At 66.6% G+C, this 20,726-nt stretch carries 20 protein-coding genes; 9 read left to right on the forward strand and 11 right to left on the reverse strand.

Annotation, left to right across the window (positions count from 1 at the left end):
* Positions 1-39: 39 nt before the first annotated feature.
* A complete protein-coding gene (locus tag ACZYZF_RS25745; RefSeq protein WP_463837179.1) occupies positions 40-462 on the reverse strand; it encodes an acyl-CoA thioesterase in 423 nt (140 codons plus the stop codon).
* 69 nt (positions 463-531) lie between these two features.
* Here ACZYZF_RS25745 and ACZYZF_RS25750 point away from each other — a divergent pair, with 69 nt between their 5' ends.
* Positions 532-1,485: a threonine ammonia-lyase gene (locus ACZYZF_RS25750; RefSeq protein WP_463837330.1), complete on the forward strand. Its 954-nt coding sequence runs from the start codon at positions 532-534 to the stop codon at positions 1,483-1,485.
* On the opposite strand, the gene ACZYZF_RS25755 is transcribed toward ACZYZF_RS25750, so the two are convergent.
* Positions 1,479-2,936 carry a peptide MFS transporter gene (locus tag ACZYZF_RS25755; protein ID WP_463837181.1) on the reverse strand — a complete coding sequence of 486 codons (1,458 nt, stop codon included), beginning with the start codon at positions 2,934-2,936 and terminating at the stop codon, positions 1,479-1,481. The genes ACZYZF_RS25750 and ACZYZF_RS25755 overlap by 7 nt on opposite strands.
* Before the next feature lie 211 nt (positions 2,937-3,147).
* On the opposite strand from ACZYZF_RS25755, the gene ACZYZF_RS25760 reads away from it, so the two are divergent.
* Together ACZYZF_RS25760 and ACZYZF_RS25765 are read left to right on the forward strand one after the other, a co-directional pair.
* Complete coding sequence (locus ACZYZF_RS25760; RefSeq protein WP_463837182.1) at positions 3,148-4,605, forward strand: DUF7159 family protein; 1,458 nt, start codon at positions 3,148-3,150, stop codon at positions 4,603-4,605.
* A 176-nt stretch (positions 4,606-4,781) separates the two neighbouring features.
* Positions 4,782-5,561, forward strand: coding sequence for a L,D-transpeptidase (locus ACZYZF_RS25765; protein ID WP_463747869.1), 780 nt, complete (start codon positions 4,782-4,784; stop codon positions 5,559-5,561).
* Here the strand turns inward: ACZYZF_RS25765 and ACZYZF_RS25770 are convergent.
* The 3 genes from ACZYZF_RS25770 to ACZYZF_RS25780 are packed head-to-tail and all read right to left on the reverse strand — an operon-like array spanning position 5,542 to position 7,707.
* A complete protein-coding gene (locus ACZYZF_RS25770) occupies positions 5,542-6,198 on the reverse strand; it encodes a sterol desaturase family protein (RefSeq protein WP_463747870.1) in 657 nt (218 codons plus the stop codon). The two genes, ACZYZF_RS25765 and ACZYZF_RS25770, sit on opposite strands and share 20 nt — an antisense overlap.
* Positions 6,195-6,917: a FadR/GntR family transcriptional regulator gene (locus tag ACZYZF_RS25775; RefSeq protein ID WP_463837183.1), complete on the reverse strand. Its 723-nt coding sequence runs from the start codon at positions 6,915-6,917 to the stop codon at positions 6,195-6,197. Before ACZYZF_RS25775 ends, ACZYZF_RS25770 begins: the two co-directional genes overlap by 4 nt.
* Before the next feature lie 40 nt (positions 6,918-6,957).
* Positions 6,958-7,707 carry a helix-turn-helix domain-containing protein gene (locus ACZYZF_RS25780; protein WP_463837331.1) on the reverse strand — a complete coding sequence of 250 codons (750 nt, stop codon included), beginning with the start codon at positions 7,705-7,707 and terminating at the stop codon, positions 6,958-6,960.
* Between the two features lie 147 nt (positions 7,708-7,854).
* On the opposite strand from ACZYZF_RS25780, the gene ACZYZF_RS25785 reads away from it, so the two are divergent.
* Positions 7,855-8,178, forward strand: a complete 324-nt coding sequence (locus tag ACZYZF_RS25785) for a hypothetical protein (RefSeq protein ID WP_463747872.1) — start codon at positions 7,855-7,857, stop codon at positions 8,176-8,178.
* On the opposite strand, the gene ACZYZF_RS25790 is transcribed toward ACZYZF_RS25785, so the two are convergent.
* Positions 8,132-9,379: a cytochrome P450 gene (locus tag ACZYZF_RS25790; RefSeq protein WP_463747873.1), complete on the reverse strand. Its 1,248-nt coding sequence runs from the start codon at positions 9,377-9,379 to the stop codon at positions 8,132-8,134. The genes ACZYZF_RS25785 and ACZYZF_RS25790 overlap by 47 nt on opposite strands.
* Before the next feature lie 207 nt (positions 9,380-9,586).
* On the opposite strand from ACZYZF_RS25790, the gene ACZYZF_RS25795 reads away from it, so the two are divergent.
* Positions 9,587-10,189 (forward strand): hypothetical protein, encoded by a 603-nt coding sequence (locus ACZYZF_RS25795; protein WP_463837184.1) that lies wholly within the window; start codon positions 9,587-9,589, stop codon positions 10,187-10,189.
* A 16-nt stretch (positions 10,190-10,205) separates the two neighbouring features.
* Here ACZYZF_RS25795 and ACZYZF_RS25800 read toward each other — a convergent pair whose 3' ends face one another.
* The 4 genes from ACZYZF_RS25800 to ACZYZF_RS25815 all read right to left on the reverse strand — a co-directional run bounded on the left by ACZYZF_RS25800 (position 10,206) and on the right by ACZYZF_RS25815 (position 14,789).
* The gene (locus ACZYZF_RS25800) at positions 10,206-12,455 is read right to left on the reverse strand and encodes a molybdopterin-dependent oxidoreductase (protein WP_463837185.1); all 2,250 of its coding nucleotides are present in this window, start codon (positions 12,453-12,455) and stop codon (positions 10,206-10,208) included.
* On the reverse strand, positions 12,452-13,027 hold the full coding sequence (locus ACZYZF_RS25805) for a TetR/AcrR family transcriptional regulator (protein ID WP_463837187.1): 576 nt from the start codon (positions 13,025-13,027) through the stop codon (positions 12,452-12,454). The genes ACZYZF_RS25800 and ACZYZF_RS25805 overlap by 4 nt, the downstream gene beginning before the upstream one ends.
* 144 nt (positions 13,028-13,171) lie before the next feature.
* The gene (locus ACZYZF_RS25810; RefSeq protein ID WP_463747877.1) at positions 13,172-14,302 is read right to left on the reverse strand and encodes a nitronate monooxygenase; all 1,131 of its coding nucleotides are present in this window, start codon (positions 14,300-14,302) and stop codon (positions 13,172-13,174) included.
* A 121-nt stretch (positions 14,303-14,423) separates the two neighbouring features.
* On the reverse strand, positions 14,424-14,789 hold the full coding sequence (locus ACZYZF_RS25815; protein WP_463837189.1) for a VOC family protein: 366 nt from the start codon (positions 14,787-14,789) through the stop codon (positions 14,424-14,426).
* Positions 14,790-14,856: 67 nt separating this feature from the next.
* Between ACZYZF_RS25815 and ACZYZF_RS25820 the strand changes: the two genes are divergently transcribed.
* A complete protein-coding gene (locus ACZYZF_RS25820; RefSeq protein ID WP_463747879.1) occupies positions 14,857-15,621 on the forward strand; it encodes an HAD family hydrolase in 765 nt (254 codons plus the stop codon).
* Here the strand turns inward: ACZYZF_RS25820 and ACZYZF_RS25825 are convergent.
* Positions 15,618-16,694: an NAD(P)H-dependent amine dehydrogenase family protein gene (locus ACZYZF_RS25825; RefSeq protein ID WP_463747880.1), complete on the reverse strand. Its 1,077-nt coding sequence runs from the start codon at positions 16,692-16,694 to the stop codon at positions 15,618-15,620. The two genes, ACZYZF_RS25820 and ACZYZF_RS25825, sit on opposite strands and share 4 nt — an antisense overlap.
* A gap of 102 nt (positions 16,695-16,796) precedes the next feature.
* Between ACZYZF_RS25825 and ACZYZF_RS25830 the strand changes: the two genes are divergently transcribed.
* The 3 genes from ACZYZF_RS25830 to ACZYZF_RS25840 all read left to right on the forward strand — a co-directional run bounded on the left by ACZYZF_RS25830 (position 16,797) and on the right by ACZYZF_RS25840 (position 20,668).
* Entirely contained in the window at positions 16,797-17,534 is a 738-nt protein-coding gene (locus ACZYZF_RS25830; protein ID WP_463747881.1) for a glucose 1-dehydrogenase, read from the forward strand.
* A gap of 173 nt (positions 17,535-17,707) precedes the next feature.
* Positions 17,708-20,434, forward strand: a complete 2,727-nt coding sequence (locus ACZYZF_RS25835; RefSeq protein ID WP_463837332.1) for a glycoside hydrolase family 2 protein — start codon at positions 17,708-17,710, stop codon at positions 20,432-20,434.
* Between the two features lie 9 nt (positions 20,435-20,443).
* On the forward strand, positions 20,444-20,668 hold the full coding sequence (locus ACZYZF_RS25840; protein WP_463747882.1) for a hypothetical protein: 225 nt from the start codon (positions 20,444-20,446) through the stop codon (positions 20,666-20,668).
* Positions 20,669-20,726 lie beyond the last annotated feature (58 nt).

A 20,726-nucleotide genomic window follows, 5' to 3' on the forward strand; every position in this document is an offset into this window, starting at 1 on the left:
CCATTCGATTGTGCACCACGGCGGCCCGGGTCGGGAGATTCATTGGTCGGCAACGGAACTGAGTGCCGCGCGAACACCTTCGGGAACGGGTCGCTTCGACCAGTCACCGGTCGAGACAACGACGTAGACGTTGCTGCCGCACACCCTGGGCTGCTCGTCGCCGGAGGCGTCGGTGCCCAGCACGGTGAAGCCCAGCGTGAAGCTGGTGGTGCCGATGCGCTCGCAGCGCACAACGACGCGCACCGGTTCCCGCCAGCGGACCGGCGCCCGAAAATCGATCTCGGTGTGCACCACCTGCATGTCGATGCCGTCGGCGATCAGGTCGGCGTAGCTCACCCGAAGATGGTCGAACAGCCCGGTGCATGCCTCGTCGAACCAGGTGAGGTAGTGGCCGTTGAACACCACGCCCTGCTGGTCGATCTCGGCGTAACGCGGAACGATTCCGAAGCTGTACTGGGTCACGTGAGCACGGTAGCCGGGGTGCCGCAGCCCGGGCTTTCGCAGGGCCCGTCCGCGGGAGAGACTTGTGCGGTGAAGCTGGTGACTCTCGACGACATCGACGCCGCAGCCCGGCGGATCGCCCCCGACATCGTGCGGACCCCGCTGCTGGCCGCCGGGTGGGGAGACCCCGACCGTCCGTTGTGGCTCAAGCCCGAGAGCCTGCAGCCGATCGGCGCATTCAAGATCCGCGGCGCGTTCAACGCGCTGGGCCGGCTCGAACCCGATGTACGGGCCAGGGGAGTGGTGGCTTACTCCAGCGGCAATCATGCGCAGGCGGTGGCGTATGCGGCTGCGGCCTTTCGCGTGGACGCCCACATCGTGATGCCCGAGGAGACGCCGACCGTGAAGGTACAGGCCACCAGGGACCGCGGGGCACAGGTCGTGTTGTGCGGGGCGGGTCAGCGTGAATCGGTTGCCGCCGAACTGGTCGAGCGCACCGGTGGTGTGCTGGTGCCACCCTTCGACCATCTCGACGTGATCGCCGGCCAGGGCACCATAGGGTTGGAGATCGCGCAGGATCTCCCCGACATCGCGACCGTACTGATCCCGATCAGCGGCGGCGGCTTGGCCTCGGGCGTCGGCACCGCCATTCGGGCGATGTGTCCGCGGGCCAAGATATTCGGTGTCGAGCCCGAACTCGCCGCGGACACTGCCGAGAGCCTGGCTGCTGGTCATCTGGTGGATTGGCCTGTGGGGCAACGTAACCGGACCATCGCCGACGGACTGCGCTCGACACCGTCAGAGCTGACATTCGTCCATCTGCGTCGGGTTATTGACGGTGTCATCACCGTGACCGAAGGTGAGATTCGTTCAGCGGTACGACAACTGGCGCACCGCGCGCATCTCGTTGCCGAGCCCAGCGGGGCGGTGGCGCTGGCGGGCTACCACAAGTTGGCAACGCCACCCGGGCCCACTGTCGTGATCGTCTCCGGCGGCAACATCGAGCCACAGTTGCTGGCCGACATCCTCTCCGGCGATCAGTGAATGCCTTCCATCAGCCGGCTGATCCGTGGCGACATCAGTAGCACCACGACACCGGTGAGGATCGCCACCGCGCCGAGAATCCCGAAGTAGGCGAACTCGTTCGCCGGATCGTAGCGCTGCGCGAGCACACCTGACATCGCCGTACCCAGACCGACCGAGAAGAAGAACAGCGCCATCATCTGCGCCCGGAACGCAACTGGTGCAAGCTTTGTCGTCACCGACAGGCCGATCGGCGACAACAGTAGCTCGGACACCGCGAACACCACCATGATGGCGGCCACCAGCAAGGCCGGCACCACTTTTCCGGTGGTCTGTGCCATCGGCAAGAACAGCAGGAATGCTGCGCCCATGCCGATCACTCCGTAGCCGAACTTGCGAGGTGTGGTGGGTGCCCGGTTGCCCAGCCGGGTCCACAGGATCGCGAACAGGGGGGAGAGCAGGATGATCCACACAGGTTCGATCGACCCGATCCAGTTCGACGGCGCGGTCCAACCGAAGACGGACCAGTTGACCCGTTCATCGGAGTAGACGGCCAGCACCGTGAAGGTTTGTTGGAACAGTGACCAGAACACCGCGTTCGCGATGAACAGCGGGATGAAGGCACGGACCCGCGTCCGTTCGGTTTCGGACACCTTGGTGCTGGTCAGCATCACCACGAAGTACATGACCGAGGCCACGACTATCACCGCGGTAATGAACTGCGACAGGTTGGCCAGGTTGACAAGGTGCACCGAGAACAGCACCGCCACGGCCGCCGCCAGTACCGCCACCACGCCGACGACCTTGCCAATTGACCCTGGCGGCAACGGATTTGCCACGACGCGTCCGTGGTTCCCGAGATTGCGCCGGAACATCACGTACTGCGTCAGCCCCAGCGCCATACCGATGGCCGCGACGCCGAAGCCGTAGTGAAAGCCGATGTGGGTCTGCAACAATCCCGTCGCCAGAGGTCCGACGAAGGCGCCGAGGTTGACGCCGAGATAGAACAGGGTGAACCCACCGTCGGCGCGCGGATCATCCTTGGCATAAAGCGTGCCCAGCAGTGCGGAGGCGTTGGCCTTGAGTGCTCCGGATCCTAGCGCCACCAGCACCAGTCCGATACCGACACCGGCCAGACCGGGAACGACGGCCAGTGTGATGTGGCCGGCCATCACGACCACGCCGCCGTAGAATACCGTCCGCTCCATGCCGAGGAGGCGATCGGCGATCCACCCTCCGAGGACGGTGGACAAGTACACCAGTCCGCCGTAAGCGCCGACGATGCCGGTGGCGGTGCTCTTGGGTAGCCCGAGTCCGCCGTCGGCGGCCACGTAGTACAGGTAGTAGCCGAGGATCGTGAGCATCCCGTAGAAGGAGAACCGCTCCCACAGTTCCACGCCGAACAGGTTGGCTAACCCGATGGGATGACCGAAGAACGTGCCGCGCTGCGATGAATCCTGCATTTCCTGCATGCGCCCCCACCTTGCCATGCAACCGACCCGGGTCGGTCGATATTGACGGGCTCGGCGGCAAACTAACACTCGGTTGTGTACTGGCGATTCTGCGGCACAGCACATTTCGGTGCCGGTGATGAACAGCGACCGCAGGTGCAGGGGGTGGGCACGAAGCTGCCACCGGGTAATGTCACCGTGAAACGTTTGGACGACGGCCACACTTTCGGGGGTGCATGTGGACGCGGTGCTCGGTGTTTCGTTGACACCGTCCACCGTCGGTCTGGTCCTGGTCGAGGGCAGCGAGGCCGACGGGGCGACCGTCGACCACGAATCCCTCGACATCCGGGGCCTTGCGCCCGCGCGCACCGATGACATCTGCGCCGATGTCGTGAAGGCCGCCCGGCGCGCCGAAAGGGTTGCGGCAGAACGCGGTCTGCAACTGACCGCGATCGGTGTCACCTGGAGTTCCGGGGCGGCTGCCGAGGGCGCGGTGTTGCTGAAGAAGTTCGCCGATGCCGGGTTCGCCGATGTGGTTCCGGTGCGGCTGCCCCAAGCGACCGATGCACTGGCGCGGCGTGTCGCCGGCATCGTCGGATTCGACACGACGGGCGTGTGCGTCCTGGAACCCGATGTCGTGCAGGCGATGACGGTGGGCGGCGACGATCCGGTACAGACCGCGGTCAGCCGGGGCATCGAGACCGTGGCCGGCCTGATCACCTGGTTGTCCGACGTGCTCGGCGCGGCCGCTCCGCGGCCCGATGCGCTGGTGGTCGTGGGATCCGCCGTCGACCTGGACTCTGTGCTACCGAAATTGGAGCAGGCCCTCCGGGTGCCGGTGTTCACACCGGCCGAACCCGGGTTGCCGTTGGCCCGGGGCGCGGCCCTGGCCTCGGTACGGCGGGGCCGGCGGGCATCCGATGACCGCGTGGCCTCGGCTGGTTGGCGCTGGCCCCCTACACAATTGACTCCGCTGGCGATATTGGTTGGTGGAATCTTGGCCTTCGGAGTTTCGCTGGCGCTGGCGGTCAGTCAGCAGCTGCTTCCCGGTTCAGAGCCGACTCCGCACCGCAGCACGCGTCCGGTGGTGAGCACGTCGGGCGACTCGGCGTCGGTACAGCAGACGTCGGCGGTCCCGGCACCGTCCGTACCGACCGAATCCCCGCCCGTACTCGAACCCGTGGTCCAGGACGCCGGCCCGGAGTACGTCCCCGATCAAAGTGTCACCGCCCCGCCCGAGCACACCGCCGTACCGGGCGAGCAGCTTGCTCCTGCGGGGTCCGAGCCGGCACCGGTGACTTCCGAGCTCCCGCCGGCACTGCCCGAGAACGTCCCCGGTGCGCCACCGCCCGATGCGGCGCAACAGCCACCGTCGGCCGACCAGATGCCGCCGGGAGAGGCTGCCATGTCGCCGGAACCGTCCCCGACATCGGAAGTGCCACCACCTCCACCACCTCCGCCGCCTCCTCCGCCACCACCGCCTCCGGCACCCGAGGTTGCACCGGCTCCGCCGAGTACGGCGCAAGAGGCGGCGCCGATACAACAGACGGCCGCGCAGGCTCCGGCGGTCGAACCGGCGCCACCCGCGCCACCCGCGCCCGAAGCGGTGTCACCGGAGGCGACACCACCCGCGCCTGAAGAGGTCCCGGCCGTGCCCGAGTCGCAGGCTCCGGTTCCCGTCGCGCCCTGATCCCGGTGACGTTGCTGAGGCCGCCGCGATGGCGCTGATGCGTGGGGTGAAACGTTCTGAGACGCCGTGCCGATGAGTTCACCATGGGCAACCCACCGCGCGACCGCCGACCTCGAATTGCCGCCGTCACGCTGCGCCTGAAAGGGGCAGCGCCAGCGCTCACCTACACTGGTGGAATGCTGACCGCCCCATCGTCGTCATTCGGAACCGTTCGAGCGTCGGTACTGAAAGTGTTTGCCGCGATTGGTGTGGCCACCTTGGCTGCCGCGAGCACGGTCAATGTCGCAGCTGCCGCAGTGAGCACGCCTGCACCCGGTGTGACCATCGAGCCCGCCGCGGGTTCGGTGGTAGGTGTCGCCATGCCACTGACCGTGACGTTCGACAACCCGGTGACCGACCGGGATGCGGCGCAGAGCAGCCTGAAGATCAGCTCGCCGGAAACACCAACCGGCACCTTCACATGGCTCAGTGACGATGTGATGCAGTGGAAACCCGATCAGTTGTGGCCGGCGCATTCGAAGATCTCGGTCACCGCCGGTGGTGCCAAGACCAGCTTCGAGACCGGGGCGCAGGTGCTCGGCGTGGCCGACATCGATGCGCACACCTTCACGGTCAGCATCGATGGCGCCGTGGCCCGGACGATGCCCGCCTCGATGGGGAAGCCCAAGCACCCCACTCCGATCGGTACGTTCAGTGCGCTGGCGAAAGAGCCTGTCGTGGTGATGGATTCACGCACCATCGGGATTCCGCTGAGTGACCCGGAGGGCTACAAGCTCACTGTGTACGATGCGGTCCGCGTGACCTGGGGCGGCGTCTACGTGCACGGTGCGCCCTGGTCGGTGGGATCGCAGGGCTATTCCAACGTCAGCCACGGCTGCATCAACTTGAGTCCGGACAATGCCGATTGGTACTTCAACACGGTGGGGTTGGGCGATCCTATTGTCGTGCAGTCGTAGCCGCGTGCAGGTTCTTCGACGTTGGTGAGGTGGACGCCGTCGCCGGGTCCGGATACGTCCGCAGTATCCGGTCGGCGGTTCCGGCGGTGGTGACCGTGAACCAGTAGTGCTCGTTTTTGTAGTGGTGCTGCCGATGGTTCCGCCAAACCGCTCGGTATGCACGGGTTTTCGGCTTGTAGTCGCTGTGGATCAGGTAGTGGCACCACTCGTATGACAGTCCGAGCACCGTCAACACTGACAGGAACGTCAGCCCGAGGCCGGTCCGCGGAAAGACCAGGAATGCCACAGCCACAGCGATGGGCAGGATCCACAGCAGAGCCTGCCACGGTATGAAGATCAACGGGATATCGCGCGGCTCTACGTGGTGGCGCCGGTGATCGCGAGCCAGCCGCGAATCCAGGTTGAGCGCGCCGAACTGCCTTGGCCGCCAGTGCAGTACGAAGACGTGGACGATCCACTCGAAGAACGGGAACACCGCAAGCATCACCACCGGCACCACCGCATCGGTGAATTGCCAGTTGCCGACGGCGCACCGCGCGACGACGCTGATGACCAGTGCGGTGCCGATCATCCAGGGGGAGGGGTGCCTGATGAATTCCCGTACCGCGTCGCCCAAGGTGAAAGCGTTGCGCGTCATCGGGTTTCCTCCAATGCGTCGAGTGCGCTCATGAGCGCGTTGGTGGCCGGCTCCAGCAGGTGCTGAGCAGCATGGCGGGCGGCCACCGGGTCACCCGCTTCGATGGCCGCCACGATCCGCCGGTACGCGTCGGGACGGCCGACCTCGGCGGCCATCATGGTGGCCAACGCCGGAAGCGCGGGCTCGTAGGTTTGCCGAAGAGTGTTGTACATCAACCGGAATGCGATCGAATTCGCGCCGTCGACGATCAGGTCCCAGAAGGCGAGCGCGTGGCGCTGTTGCTCCACCGGATCAGGTTCGGCCGCCAGTGCGTCGACCGTGCGCGAGAGTTGCGTGACGACCTCGGGCGCCGCCTGTTCGGCGGCCAACTCGGCGACCTTGGGTCCGTTGTGCAGACGGGTTTCCAGGATGCTGCGAACCACGCTCACGTCGAGTTCGCCTGCGCGCAAGAGGAGTCGGGGCAACAGGTCAAGGCCGGCATGCTTGCGGAAGTCCCGCACCGTGGTCGAGTCGCCCTGTCGAACCTCGACCAAGCCGGCCTCGGTGAGCCGCTTGATCGCCTCCCGTATGGCCGGGCGGGACACCCCGAGTACCTCGGCGAGGCGGCGTTCACTGGGCAGGGGTTCGCCGGGTTGCATCTGACCGCTGAGTACCTCGGCGACGATCTGCTCGAAGACGTCCTCGGGCACGGATCGGCGGTTTACCGGTTGTAACGCCATGGGACCATGCTGCCTCGCCTAGCGGTCAGAGGTCAAGTGGTCAGACCAGTGGATTTCTGCGCAGCGCGGCGGCGGTCTCGGTGTCGGCCGGCAGAAACGCCTCGATACTCAGTTCCGCGGCAGTCAGGTCCAGCGCGGTGCCGAAGGTGGTGACGGTGCTGAGAAAGGTCAGGGCGGTGCCGTCCGGCGCGGTCAATCCCAGTGGGACGACGACTCCGCCGAGATCGCGGACCGGCTCCATCCCTCCCGGATAGGACTCGATCTCGGTGAGAAGGTCGGCCAGCTCGGCCGATCCGCTCACGGTGACCTCACGACGCAGCCGGCTGATCAGGTGGTGACGCCATTCCGCCAGGTTGCGGATGCGCGGTGCCATGCCCTCGGGGTGCAGGGTGATACGCAGCGCATTGGGTCGGGTCAGCAGGTGTGGTGCGACACCGTCCAGCATCACCGCGGTGCCCGCATTGGCCTGCAACAGGTTCCAGGTGCGATCGACGACCACGCAGGGGTAGGGGTTGTAGGCGTCCAACACCCGGGTTACCCCGTCGCGTACGGCGGTCATCTCGGGATCCTCCAGGGTCCGCTCGGCGTAAACCGGTGCCAGCCCCGCGGCGAGGAGCAGTTGGTTCTGGTCGCGCAGCGGCACCTCCAGTGCCTCGGCGAGGCGCAGAACCATGGCCCGGCTCGGTACCGACCGTCCGGTCTCGATGAAGCTGAGGTGACGTGCCGAAACGTCGGCCTCGATGGCCAGGTCCAGCTGACTGATGCGGCGGCGTAATCGCCAGTCGCGCATGAGCGATCCGATCGGTGTCTGGGTTGCCGCGCTCGTCACCACCCGAGTCTCGCTCACGCAAAGGGCGATAACCACTACCTGGGGGGTAATTGCGGAGATTACCCAGTTCGCGTGATGGTTGGTGTCGTCCCCACGGAGGAGGCTGCGATGAGCGAGAAAACCCAGTCACACCAATCGATCCCGCGGTGGCTGCACGCCGTCATGGCGGCCGACCGAGCCGGGTCGGCCGGCTATGTCGCGGCCGGGTTCTTCTTCGCGCCGGTGCTCGCGGTGGCATCGCCGTGGCCGGCGCTGACAACGGCGCTCTGGATTGCGATCGCGCTCGCGGGACTGTGGCTCGGGCTTCTCGGCATTGCGATGGCAACCGGTCTGGCGATCGTGCTGCGGTCGAACACCGAAATCCCGGATGACTACTGGCGATCGATCATCGACTATCCGACCGGCCGCGGTAATCCACCTGCCAATGTTTGATGCCGTTGAGCCAACCAGACCGAAGTCGTTCGGGCGCCGCCAGCGGCGTCAGGTCGGGCATCCCGTCGGCGATCGCGTTGAAGATCAGGTCGATCGTCATCCTGGCCAGGTTGGCGCCGACGCAGTAGTGCGCGCCGGTGCCGCCGAATCCCACGTGCGGGTTGGGATCCCGCAGGATGTCGAAGCGGTACGGGTCGTCGAACACCTCCTCGTCGAAGTTCGCCGAGCGGTAGAACATCACCACCCGCTGCCCCTTCTTGATCGGCACGCCGGCCAGCTCCGTGTCTTCGAGCGCGGTGCGCTGGAATGACGTGACGGGTGTCGCCCACCGGACGATCTCGTCGGCCGCGGTGCCCGGGCGCTCCCGTTTGAACAACTCCCACTGGTCGGGGTGGTCGGCGAAGGCCATCATGCCCTGGGTGATCGAGTTCCGGGTCGTCTCGTTGCCGGCCACCGCGAGCAGGATGACGAAGAAGCCGAACTCGTCGTCGGACAGTTTGTGCCCCTCGACGTCGGCCTGCAGAAGCGTGGTGACCAGATCATCGCCCGGGTTCTTCGTCCGCTCGGCCGCCATCTGCATTCCGTACATGATCAACTCGACGGAGGCGCTGATCGCATCGTTGGAGGCGAACTCCGGGTCCTGGTCGCCGACCATCTGATTGGACCAGTCGAACAACTTCATGCGGTCTTCCTGCGGCACGCCCATCAGTCCCGCGATTGCCTGTAGCGGCAGTTCGCACGAGACCTGTTCGACGAAATCCCCCGAGCCCTCGGCTGCGGCGGCCGCGACGATGGCCCGGGCGCGGTCGGCCAGGTCGGCGCGTAGGCGTTCTATCGCCCGGGGAGTGAAGGCCCGGGAGATGATCTTGCGCAGATGCGTGTGGTGCGGTGCGTCCATGTTGAGCATGACGAACTTGCCCTGTTCGATCTGCTGCTGGACGGTGCCGTCGCGATAGCGCGGGAGGGCGGTCTTCTCCTGGCTGGAGAAGACGTCGCTGCGCAGGGAGACCTCTTTGACGTCCTTGTGCTTCGTGACGACCCAGAACCCTCCGTCGTCGAAGCCGCCTTGGCCCAGCGGCTGTTCGTTCCACCAGATCGGAGCCAGCTTGCGCATCTCCGCGAGCTCCTCGACGGGAAGTCGCTCGGCGTATATGTCAGGATCGGTGAAGTCGAACCCGGGCGGGAGGTTGAGAGTCGGCATGGCGTTGGCGCTCCTCGCGACGACGTTGTGTAGTGGCGTAAAGCCATTGCTACACCACAGGTGGGGCCCCTTGGACCGGGTTTCGGAAACTCCCACATCGTTGGTATTGGAACGTGTTCTGATGCCTGCGCTGTAACGATTGAACGAGCGCGACGATGCACTCAGCGTTACCATCTGTCCCTGGAGCAACAGCAGGAGGAAATAGAGATGCGTGTCGACATCCGGAGGATTGCGTCGTTACTGGCGTGCGGTGTGTCGGGGCCGCTCGTTGCGCTGTCGCTGGCCGGCGCGGCGGCTGCCGAACCAGCCACCCCGGTGGTCCCGCCCGCTCCGGTTCCCGCCCCGGTACCTGGGCCGGCATCGGCGCCCGGACCGGTACCCGGGCCGACAGCGCAGGCTGCCGGAGATCCGGGGGCACTGCCGGTCGAGCCGCAGGTCGGGACCCCACACCTGGCGAGCCCGGACGCCCTGCCGCCGGGAGCGACGATGGACCCCAGCGGACAGGGAAATGAGACGCCGAACCTGAGCTATCTCAAGGATCTGTGGCACGCCGTGCAGAGCCAGGAGATCAGCGGCAAGGAAGCACTGATACTCGGCGTCGCGCAACGCGGGATGAACACGCCGGTCCCCGGTCAGGCACCCGGTCCGAACGTCCCGGTCTCGCCGGGCGCGTCGGGTCCGATGGGTGGACCCGTTGCGCCGGGAGCATCGCTGTCTCCCGGCACGCCGATGCCACCGGGCACGCCGATGGCGCCTGAATTGCCGGCGCCCGCCGTGCCGGCCGGTCCGTCGCCGGCGCCCCTGCCCTGAGGTCCGGACGAGCCGATCAGGCAGTCACGCTTGCGGCCGGGATCCGATCCACCCGAGCGGGGACATGCTTGTGCCACGGGGTGCCCGCGTACTCGTCACGCCACTGTGACGAGGTGAGCTCATTTGGAGCGACTCCGGGCACAATCGACTGTCCCTGGCCGTCGGTGTGGTCGAGGCCGTACCCGTTGGGGAGCGCGATGTGTCCGGGCAACATCGTGTCGCTGATTTCCACGATGGCTTCCGCGGCTCCCGCCGCGGTGGTGATCCTGGCCCGGTCGCCGTCGAGCAGGCCGATGGCCCGGGCATCTTCGACACTGATCCGCAACGCGCCCTCGGTATCGCGCTTGCGCCAGCTGGGGTCGCGGAAGATGTCGTTGGCGGTGTAGGCACGCCGCTCGCCGGCCGAGAGCACCATCGGGAACTCTGCGGTGGTCAGCGCTGCGGGTGTGCTCGGCAAAGCCCTTACCGCGTCGAGCATTTCGGGCATGTCGAGTGCGATCTTGTGATCCGGATGGCTGATCAGGGCGAAATCGTCTTGATACTCGTGTTCGGTGAACGTCAACCCGGACCGGCCGGCCAGGATGGCCTCGAACAGCGCGTTGCCGTCGGCGTGACCAGCGCGCCGGACCGCGTCCGGGTACGTCATCGCCGTCTTCTGGGCCAAGCCCCACAGGGCCGCGGCACCGGCCAGGCCGTCTGGAAGCGCCGGTCCGAGCGTCTCGTACAGGACGTACGGCAGCACCCGGCCGAGGCCTGGATTGGCACCCACCGCTCCCAGGAATGCTGCGGCGTAGGCATCCAGTCCCTCCCGGGCGGCGCGGCGCAAGGGATCCAGCTCGGCATCGTCGACCGCGCCGATCGCACGGACCAGGCGGGCCCAGATTTCCGGTTCGGGCAGGGTCCCGGGCAGCGGTTCGAACAGCGGGTGGCGCAAATGGAAGTCGTTGTGCGGGAATTCGAGGTTGAAGAAGGTCGCCTCGGGTTTCTCGAACTGATTGGCCGCGGGCAAGACATAGTCGGCCAGCCGCGCAGTTTCGGTCATCGCGACGTCGATCACGACGAGCAGATCCAGCGAATCCAGAGCAGCCCGCACGGCTGCGGAATCGGCGATCGAGTGTGCCGGATTGCTGCTCTCGACGATCATCGCCCGAAACCGGTCGGGGTGATCGGTGAGGATCTCCTGCGGCACCGCGTTGGACGGAACCAGGCCGGCGATCACAGGTGCGCCGGTGACCGGGCTGCGCCCGACCCCACCCGAGCCGAACAACGGGGCGAACGACGAATGTAGGTGTTGCCCACCGCGTTTGCCGAAGTTTCCGGTGAGAATCCACAGCATCTTGTTGAGGTATGAGCACAGGGTGCTGTTGGGCGCCTGCTGGATGCCGAGGTCCTCGAACACCGCCACGCTGCCGGCGGCGGCGATGCGTCGCACCGATTGGCGCAGCAGGGTCTCGTCGACGCCGCACCGCTGGGCGTAGTCGGCGATCGGCACCTGTCGCAGCACGTCGAGAACCGGCTCGGTGCCATTGACGTGAGCCTTCAGAAATGCGTCGTCGCAAAGGTTTTCCTGCACCAGCACCGCCGCCATCGCAGCCAGGCACCAGGCGTCGGTACCTGGCTTCACCCGCAGGTGGAAGTCGGCGAGCTTGGCAGTGTCGGTGATCACCGGATCGATCACGATCATCGCTCGGTCCGGGTCTTTGGCGATCTCGTTGAGCACCACCCTGGCGCGCGGGAAGCTCTGTGACATCCACGGGTTCTTGCCCACGAACACCGAGACCTCGGCGTGGGCGAACTCGCCGCGGGTGTGTCCGCCGTAGAGGTGGGCATCGACCCACGCCTCGCCGGTTTTCTCCTGTGCCAAGGCATTTGACCGGTACCGCGACCCGATCGCCTTGAGGAACGCGCCGCTGTATGCGCCGCCGAGATGGTTGCCCTGCCCGCCGCCGCCGTAGTAGAAGATCTTGTCCCCGCCGTGACTGTCCCTGATGGCGAGGAAACCGGCGGCGATCTCGGAAATCGCAGTGTCCCAGTCGATCTCCTCGTAGCTGCCGTCAGGCTTGCGGCGCAGTGGCGAGGTCAGGCGGTTGGTGCTGCTCTGGTAATGGTCCAGCCGCAGCGCCTTGTTACAGGTGTAGCCCTGTGAGGCCGGATGGTCCTTGTCGCCGCGGATCTTGGTGATCGACCGGCCTTCGGTCTGCACCACGATGCCGCAGTTGCACTCGCACAGGATGCAGGCGGTGGGTTGCCATTGGTCGGCGGTCATGACGATGTTCCTTCCGGCAGGAGTGCACGAAGTTGACCGTGGGTGAGGTCCAGCGGTTTGAGGTCACGGGTGGCGCGGGCAATGACGATCGCGCCCTCGATGGCCGACAGGATCAGCATCGCGAGTTCGTCGGCACGGTCCGGATCGGCTCCGTCGGCGCGCAGTCGGTCGGTGATCAACCCGGTCCACCGGGTGAACGCGGCTCCGGCGCGTTCCAGCACAGGGTCGGGCGCCTCGGTCTGCTGCGGATCGCCCGCCTCCACCGCGACGGCGACCACGGGGCAGCCTGCGCGGAAGTCCGAACCGAGAAGCTGCTTGCGGTACATCTCGATCATGCCTTCGAGCAGAGCCGCGGCGCTGTCGGCTTCCGCCAGCCGGGCCACCACATAATCACCGGCGTAATCGATTGCCTCGCAAAGGAGTTGGGTACGGCCGCCGGGGAAGTAGTGGTAGGCCGAGCCGCGAGGCGCGCCGCTGTGGGCCAGTACGTCGGCGATCGCGGTCGGGTGTGCGCCGCGCTCCCGGATCAGCAATGCCGCCGACGCCACCATGCGCTCACGAGGACCAGCCATGTCGACGCCCTTTCGACGATTATGTATGTCACCATACATAGTGGCGGTGGCTGGGACCAGAACCTCCCCGAAAAAGACGAAATGGCTGCGAGAACCTAGGTTCTCGCAGCCATTTCGTCGACTTCGCGGCCGGCGCGGCGCCGATCAGACGCCGGCGGCCTCGTTGAGCGCATTGAGGTTGCCCGTCGCCTCCAGATATTCCTGCACCCAGCGCTCGATCACCGCGGAGGTCTTCTCCACCTTGGTGAACTGGCCGACCACCTGGCCCACCGGGTTGAACGCGACATCGATGCTCTCGTTGGGGTACTTGTGTGTGGCGGCCACGGCCATGCCGGACACCATGTACTGCAGCGGCATGCCGAGCGGCTTCGGGTTGTCCGCGTCCTCCCAGGCCTCGGTCCAGTCGTTGCGGAGCATGCGGGCCGGCTTGCCCGTGAACGACCGGCTACGGACGGTGTCGCGGCTGGTCGCCTTCGCGTAGGCCGCGTGCTGCACCTCGGTGTGCTCGGACTCCTCGACCATGACCCACTGGGATCCGGTCCAGGCGCCCTGCGCGCCGAGTGCCAGTGCCGCGGCGATCTGCTGGCCGCTGCCGATGCCGCCGGCGGCCAGCACCGGAACCGGCGCAACCTCCTTGACCACCTGGGGCCAGAGCACGATCGAGCCGACCTCACCGCTGTGACCGCCGGCCTCGCCGCCCTGGGCGATGATGATGTCGACTCCCGCGTCGGCGTGCTTGCGGGCCTGTGAAGGCGATCCGCACAGCGCCGCGACCTTGCGGCCCTCGGCATGGATGCGCTTGATCATCTCGGCCGGGGGCGTGCCCAGCGCGTTGGCGATCAGCGTCATCTTGGGGTGTTTCAGCGCGATCTCGACCTGAGGCGTCGCGGTGGCCTCGGTCCAGCCCAGCAGCTGGAGGGCGTCATCGTCGCTGTGGTCGACCGGCACGCCGTGGTCGGCGAGGATCTTCTTGGCGAAGTCCAGGTGCTCCTGGGGCACCAGGGACTGGAGCATTCCCTTGAGGTCGTCGGCCGACATGTTGGCGTCCATGCCCTCGTACTTGTTCGGGATCACGATGTCGACGCCGTACGGGTGGTCACCGATGTGCTCGTCGATCCAGTTGAGCTCGATCTCGAGCTGCTCGGGGGTGAATCCGACGGCGCCGAGCACGCCGAAACCACCGGCCTTGCTGACGGCGACAACGACGTCGCGACAGTGGGTAAATGCGAAGATCGGGACGTCGATCCCGAGCTCGTCGCAGAGTGCGGTGTGCATTCGGAGCTCCTTGTGGTGGCGGTGCGGTTTGCGAGTCCCCGGTCGATCCGACCCGGACAGAAGTGAAACGTGTTCTAGTTTAGTACCACGGCGGATCGTTTGGGGGCTCGACCCAGAAGTTTCAGGCGAGATCCGCGACGAAGGACACTTCGTTGCCGTCCGGGTCGGCTACGTCGATCACAGCGACCATGTCAGCGATGACCTGCGGCTCTCCGACTGTGACACCGTCGCCCCGCAGCCGGGCGACGGTGGCTTCGAGGTCGTCGATCCCGAACCGCACGGCGGTCCGGCCTGCGCCGGCGGGATCGGTGACGACCTGTAGCCATGCGGTGGCGGTCAGCTGCCATTCCGCGACACCTGGAACCGGTTCCAGGTCGGGTTCGCGGTCGAGGAGCCGCGCATACCAGTGCTTCGCGGCCTCGAATCGGCCGGTGGCGATGACGGCCGCGATGTCCTTGATCGCGATGGTGTGCAGTTGTTCGGACATCCTTCTGTTCTAGTCCTGATCCAGTCTCGACTGGCCGATTGTCGTGGCGGCTTGATGTACTAGCCCCATGGGCCGCACGTTGTCGCCACCCGAGTCGCTCGATGAGATCGGGGACGGTCCCGGTGGCGCGCAGGTGGGGGCCTTCTTCGATCTGGACGGCACATTGGTGGACGGATTCACCGCCACGGCGCACGCCGGTCACCGCATCCGCCGGCGGCAGGCCGCTGCCGGCGAGATCCTCGGAATCGTCGAAGCCTCGGTGCGGTATCGGATCGGCCGGATGCCATTCGAGCGGCTGCTGGTTCGGGCGGCCGGATACCTCCGGGGCGAATCTCTGCTCGAGCTCGACGAGCTGGGTGAGTACCTGTTCGAGAGTCGCATCAACCAGCGGGTCTACCCGCACATGCGGGACGTGGTGCGTCGTCACCAGGACCGCGGCCATACCGTCGTGATGAGTTCCTCGGCCCTGACCATCCACGCCGAGCCGGTTGCCCGCCACCTCGGGATCAGCCACGTGCTGTGCAATCACTTCCTGACCGACGGCCAGGGGCGGCTGACCGGGGGCATCGTCCAGCCCATCATCTGGGGACCGCGCAAAGCCGCTGCGGTGCAAGATTTCTGCCATGCCAGGCAGGTCGACCTGGCCCACAGCTATTTCTATGCCGACGGCGACGAAGACGGCGCGCTGATGCGGTTGGTGGGCCGGCCCCGGCCGGTGAACCCGCGACCGGGCCTGGCCGCGGTGGCCACCGACCAGGATTGGCCGGTGCTCACCGTGCCGCGTCCCGGCAGCCGGCGTCGGGGCGATCGTCGGCTGCGACCCGGTGCCTAGCTCAGCTTGTGCAGACCCTTGCCGGTGACCAGCGGCAGATCCAGGGTGGTACGGATACCGGGCTGCGCGGCCACCACATCCGGGATGGCGTTGACGATGCGCCCGGCCGCCGCCACGATCGCGGCGTGGTTGTGGTCACCTCGATCGCTGGTCGGGCAGATGTCCACGACATACGACGGCTCGCCGGTGATCTCGACGCGGTAGGAGCCGCCGGGCTGGGCCGGTTGCGCCCAGTCCGGTCGCAGGTCCGCACGCACCCGGGTGACGTGTTCGACGACGATCACCGGCTTACCGCCGACCATGCCGTTGATCTGGAAGCGCATCGCCGCCACTGTGCCCTTGGCGATGACGCCGGTCGCGACCTCGATGTCCTCGGGCGCGGGCTCCAACTCGTAGTGCTCGGTGATGTCTTCGACTTCGACGCCCAGTCCGGCGGCGAGCATCCGGATCGCGGTTCCCCAAGCGGCGCTCAGGATTCCGGGGAGAAACAACATTCCGGGCTGGTCGATCGGATTGCCGAATCCCATGACGATCGACATCACCTCGGTGCCGTCATAGGTGGCGTAGTCGGCGATCTCCATGGTCTTGATCTGATCGATGCGCTGACATGTACCGGCGATCGCGAACGGCACCAGGTCGGTGGCGAACCCGGGGTCGACCCCGGTGATGAACACACTTGAATTACCCGCGTGAGCAGCTTCCTCGACCCGTGCGATGGCCTTCTCCGGCATGGCGCCCCAGGGGAATTGCAGGCCGCCCGGGGCCGAGCCGACCACATTGATCCCGGCGGCCAGTGCGGCCATCACATCGCGGGTGGCTTCCACGGGGCGGGTGTCACCCATCGCGCAGTACACCAGGCAGTCCGGTTTGGCGGCGATCGAGGCATCGATGCCCAGCGTGGCGGTGACCCCGGTGACGCCGCCCAGTCCGGCCAGTTCGCCGGCGTCCAGGCCGACCTTCGCCTCGGTCGAGGTGCCCACCGCGACGAGTTCGAACCGGGGGTCGTCGATGAGCTGGATCAGGGCCAACCGGCCGCAGTTTCCGGTGCCGACGATCGCCACGCGAATGGCCATACAGGTCTCCTCAAGGTGTGCGGTCTAGTCGCAGTATGCCGATCCGGTGCCCAAATTGGAACAGGTTCTAATTTCGCGCCGCAGGCGGTAGCCTCACCCGTCATGGGACGGGTAGACGGAAAAGTGGCACTCATCAGCGGCGGCGCGCGGGGTATGGGCGCGGAGCACGCCCGGGCGCTGATCGCCGAAGGCGCCAAGGTGGTGATCGGGGACATCCTCGACGACGAGGGCAAGAAGCTGGCCGCCGAGCTCGGCGACGCGGTGCGCTACGTCCACCTCGACGTCACCGACGCCGACCAGTGGGACGCCGCGGTGCAGACCGCCACCTCGGAGTTCGGGTCGCTCGACGTGCTGGTGAACAACGCCGGCATCGTCGCGATCGGCCAGATCGGCAAGTTCGATATGGCCCAGTGGCAGAAGGTAATCGACGTCAACCTGACCGGCACCTTCCTGGGCATGCAGGCGTGTGTGAAGGCGATGAAAGCCGCCGGAGGCGGTTCGATCATCAACGTCTCGTCCATCGAGGGACTGCGCGGTGCGGCCATGGTGCACCCGTACGTCGCCTCCAAATGGGCGGTGCGCGGCCTGACCAAGTCCGCGGCGCTCGAGCTCGGACCCAAGCAGATCCGGGTCAACTCGATCCACCCAGGATTCATCCGGACCCCGATGACCGAGCATTTCCCCGAGGACATGCTCACCATTCCGCTGGGCCGGCCCGGACAGCCCGATGAGGTCTCCAGCTTCGTGGTTTTCCTGGCCAGCGATGAATCCCGCTACGCCACCGGTGCCGAGTTCGTCATGGACGGTGGCCTCGTCAACGACGTCCCGCACAAGCTCTGAGGGTGCACCGGCCGCACGAGGCGGCATTCACCACGGCAGAATGACCGGTCACGGCATCGACTCACCGACACGGTGCCGGACCGGTCCTTGAGGAGCTGCCCATTTCCGCCCGGAATCGCCGCGCCGGCTTGAGTCTGGCGGGTCTCGTTGTCGTCGCGCTGCTGGTGTTGTCACTGTGTGCGGCTGATTTCCCGCCGTTCGCCAGGCCGGAGCCGCCGTCGGGACGGGTGGAGCTCGCGCAGGGCTGGCAGCTGGCCTCGGCGCGGACCGTGACGGCCGACGGTGCGGCGTTGTCCACGCCGGGCGAGGTGAACGCCGACTGGCACTCCGTCAAGCACATGCCGTCCACCGTCCTGGCGGCACTGCAGGACGACGGCACCTACCCGGACCTGTATGTCGGCGACAACCTGGCCGATGTGCCGGATGACCTGTACCGCCAGGACTGGTGGTACCGCACGACGTTCAGCGCACCGCAGGGAAGCTCGAGCTACCGGTTGGAGTTCCCCGGCATCAACTACCGCGCCGAGGTCTGGCTCAACGGCAAGCTGATCGCGGGCAATTCACTGGTGGTCGGCATGCATACGGTCCACGAGATCGACGCCACGCTGTGGATCAACCCCGGCGGCGCCAACACGCTCGCCGTGAAGGTGACACCCGAGCAGGCGCTGCAGGACATCGACGGGGTCGAGCTGGCTGACAGCTGGTGGGACTGGCTCAACTGGAACCGCATCGGCTACCAGGGCCCGGACAAGAACCCGCTGCGCGGCAATTCCTATGTGGCCGACCGCAATGCGGGCATCTTCAAGCCCGTCTACCTGAGCTATTCGGGCCAGGTCGTGCTCAGCGACCCGCTGGTCACCTCGGAGCTGCCGTTGCCTGACACCGCTCACGCCCGGCTCACGGTCTACTCCGACATCCGAAACACCGCCGACGTTCCGATGCGCGGCGTGGTGCGGGCCCGGATCAGCCGACCCGGAAAGCCGACGATCTCGGTGGATCAAGCGGTCAGCCTGGCGCCGGGGGAGAAGCGTGAAATCCGGTTCGATCCGGACACTTTCGCAGCGCTGCGGGTGAGCGACCCGGACCTGTGGTGGCCCTACACCATGGGCAAGCCGGACCTGTACGACCTGCGGCTGGAGTTCGTGCGGTACGGCCGGGCAGACGACACCGTGGATTCGCGATTCGGCATCCGGACCGTGGCGCAGCACCGGGACAACGACGAGGAGTTTCCCGATCTGGGCCGCGGCGGCAGCTTCTACCTGACCGTCAACGGGCGCGACTTCCTGGTCCGGGGTGCGGCGTACACCCCAGATCTGCTGTTCTCCTACGACCCGAAGCGTGAGGACGCCATCCTCGGATACGTCCGGGACCTCGGGCTGAACATGCTGCGCCTGGAGGGAAAGTTCCCGGGCGACAACATCATCGAGCGGGCCGATGAACTGGGCATTCCACTGATGTACGGGTGGATGTGCTGCAACCAGTGGGAGAAGTGGTGGCAGTGGGACGACGAGGACCGGCGGGTGGCCGACGAGAGCATGCGCTCACAGATCCTCTCCCTGCGCGGGCACGCCTCGGCGTTCCTGTGGGCCAACGGCAGCGACGGCAAGCCCCCGGCGCCGGTGCTCGACGGCTACCACCGCATCCTGGGTGAGCTGCACTGGCCCAACACCGTCGTCGACACGGTGTCGTCGTTGGCCCGCGATGCCAACGGCGAGCCCGACTGGGATGGCATCCACATGGCGGGCCCGTACACCTGGCGCCCACCGAGCTACTGGTTCGACGGCCGCTATCAGGCCACCCGCGGCTCCAATGCCGAACAGGGCGACAACGAACACATCCCGCCGTTCGCCAGCCTGCAGAAGTTCATCCCGAAGGACAAGCTGTGGCCGATCAACGAGGCCTGGTATTTCCACGCTGGGGCAAACCCCAGCAACGCCGCCCTGGAGAGCATTCGTACGGCGGTGGTGCAGCGCTACGGTTCATCGCGCGGCGCAGAGGAATTCGCCCGCAAGGCGCAGCTTGCCCACTACGAGTCGACCCGCGCACAGTTCGAGGCCTTCGCGGCCGGCGGGTGGGACAACCACAAGATGACGATCTACTGGATGCTCAACAATCACTGGCCGTCGTTCTTCGGCCATCTCTTCGACTACTATCTGCGTCCCGGCGGTGCGTACTTCGGAGCCAAGAAGGGGCTGCGTCCACTGTCGGTGGTCTTCGACTCATATGCGACCGGTGACCACGACACAGCCGGCGTCAAGGTGGTCAATCAGTCACCGCAGGAGCGGACAGGTCTTCGGGTGCGGGTGCGTACCTACGACCTGACCGGCCGGATACGCGACGACCGCGGTGCCGATGTGCCGGCCGTGCCGTCGAACGGAGCGGCGCCGGGGTTGACGCTGCCCCGGCTGGCCCTCGACTCGCCGGTGGTGTTCGTCCGCTGCGAACTGCTCGACGAGTCCGGCGCCGTCGTCGCGGACAACACCTATTGGCAGTCGCAGAAACGGGATGATGTCGGCCCCCCGGTGAACGACCAGGCCTTCGACCTGATGCAGGCCGGCTGGGCCGACATGACGCCGCTCAACACCATGGCGCCGGCACCGCTGGAGGTGACCGCGCACCGCACCGAATCGCCCGACGGCGGCGCCAGCGTGAAGATCCGTCTACACAATCCGGGCGGTCACATCGCCTTCTTCGAACGTGCCGAGATCACCACCACCCGTGACGGTGACGAGATCCTGCCGATCGAGTACTCCGACAACTACGTCACGGTGTATCCGGGGGAGACGGTCGAGGTGACCGGCACCGTGGCCGGATCGGAGCATGCCGCGAACTGGGTTCGCGTCGGCGGCTACAACAGCGCACCGACGGTGGTGCCGATCGACCAGCGGGTACGGCGATAGGATCGGCAGATGACCACAACCGATGAGCGCCATGAGGTCGGCCGGCTGGCCGAGAGCGGTGGATGGCGGCACCGCGACCTCGACCGGGTGGATGACTACCAGCGCGGGGCGAACCGGATCAGGGTGGTGTGGCAGGGCCCGACCAAGATCAGCGGGGCGACGCTGTACCAGGACGACATCATGACCACCTACACCCGTGAACTGGCGACGCTGAACAACTGGCTCAAGCGCTGACTCACCCCACCGGCCCGCCGGCGCGGCCGGAAAATCGGTCGCCCTGGCCGGTGACGGT

This window comes from Mycobacterium sp. IDUB_24 (assembly GCF_055419385.1).

Bases quoted from the DNA above. Each gene is read 5' to 3' on its own strand.
- ACZYZF_RS25810 (WP_463747877.1), bottom strand. From the start codon at position 14,302: ATGCACACCGCACTCTGCGACGAGCTCGGGATCGACGTCCCGATCTTC.
- ACZYZF_RS25825 (WP_463747880.1), bottom strand. From the start codon at position 16,694: ATGGCCATTCGCGTGGCGATCGTCGGCACCGGAAACTGCGGCCGGTTG.
- ACZYZF_RS25755 (WP_463837181.1), bottom strand. From the start codon at position 2,936: ATGCAGGAAATGCAGGATTCATCGCAGCGCGGCACGTTCTTCGGTCAT.
- ACZYZF_RS25815 (WP_463837189.1), bottom strand. From the start codon at position 14,789: ATGTCCGAACAACTGCACACCATCGCGATCAAGGACATCGCGGCCGTC.
- ACZYZF_RS25820 (WP_463747879.1), top strand. From the start codon at position 14,857: ATGGGCCGCACGTTGTCGCCACCCGAGTCGCTCGATGAGATCGGGGAC.
- ACZYZF_RS25785 (WP_463747872.1), top strand. From the start codon at position 7,855: ATGAGCGAGAAAACCCAGTCACACCAATCGATCCCGCGGTGGCTGCAC.
- ACZYZF_RS25795 (WP_463837184.1), top strand. From the start codon at position 9,587: ATGCGTGTCGACATCCGGAGGATTGCGTCGTTACTGGCGTGCGGTGTG.
- ACZYZF_RS25800 (WP_463837185.1), bottom strand. From the start codon at position 12,455: ATGACCGCCGACCAATGGCAACCCACCGCCTGCATCCTGTGCGAGTGC.
- ACZYZF_RS25770 (WP_463747870.1), bottom strand. From the start codon at position 6,198: ATGACGCGCAACGCTTTCACCTTGGGCGACGCGGTACGGGAATTCATC.
- ACZYZF_RS25775 (WP_463837183.1), bottom strand. From the start codon at position 6,917: ATGGCGTTACAACCGGTAAACCGCCGATCCGTGCCCGAGGACGTCTTC.
- ACZYZF_RS25805 (WP_463837187.1), bottom strand. From the start codon at position 13,027: ATGGCTGGTCCTCGTGAGCGCATGGTGGCGTCGGCGGCATTGCTGATC.
- ACZYZF_RS25830 (WP_463747881.1), top strand. From the start codon at position 16,797: ATGGGACGGGTAGACGGAAAAGTGGCACTCATCAGCGGCGGCGCGCGG.
- ACZYZF_RS25790 (WP_463747873.1), bottom strand. From the start codon at position 9,379: ATGCCGACTCTCAACCTCCCGCCCGGGTTCGACTTCACCGATCCTGAC.
- ACZYZF_RS25840 (WP_463747882.1), top strand. From the start codon at position 20,444: ATGACCACAACCGATGAGCGCCATGAGGTCGGCCGGCTGGCCGAGAGC.
- ACZYZF_RS25780 (WP_463837331.1), bottom strand. From the start codon at position 7,707: ATGCGCGACTGGCGATTACGCCGCCGCATCAGTCAGCTGGACCTGGCC.
- ACZYZF_RS25765 (WP_463747869.1), top strand. From the start codon at position 4,782: ATGCTGACCGCCCCATCGTCGTCATTCGGAACCGTTCGAGCGTCGGTA.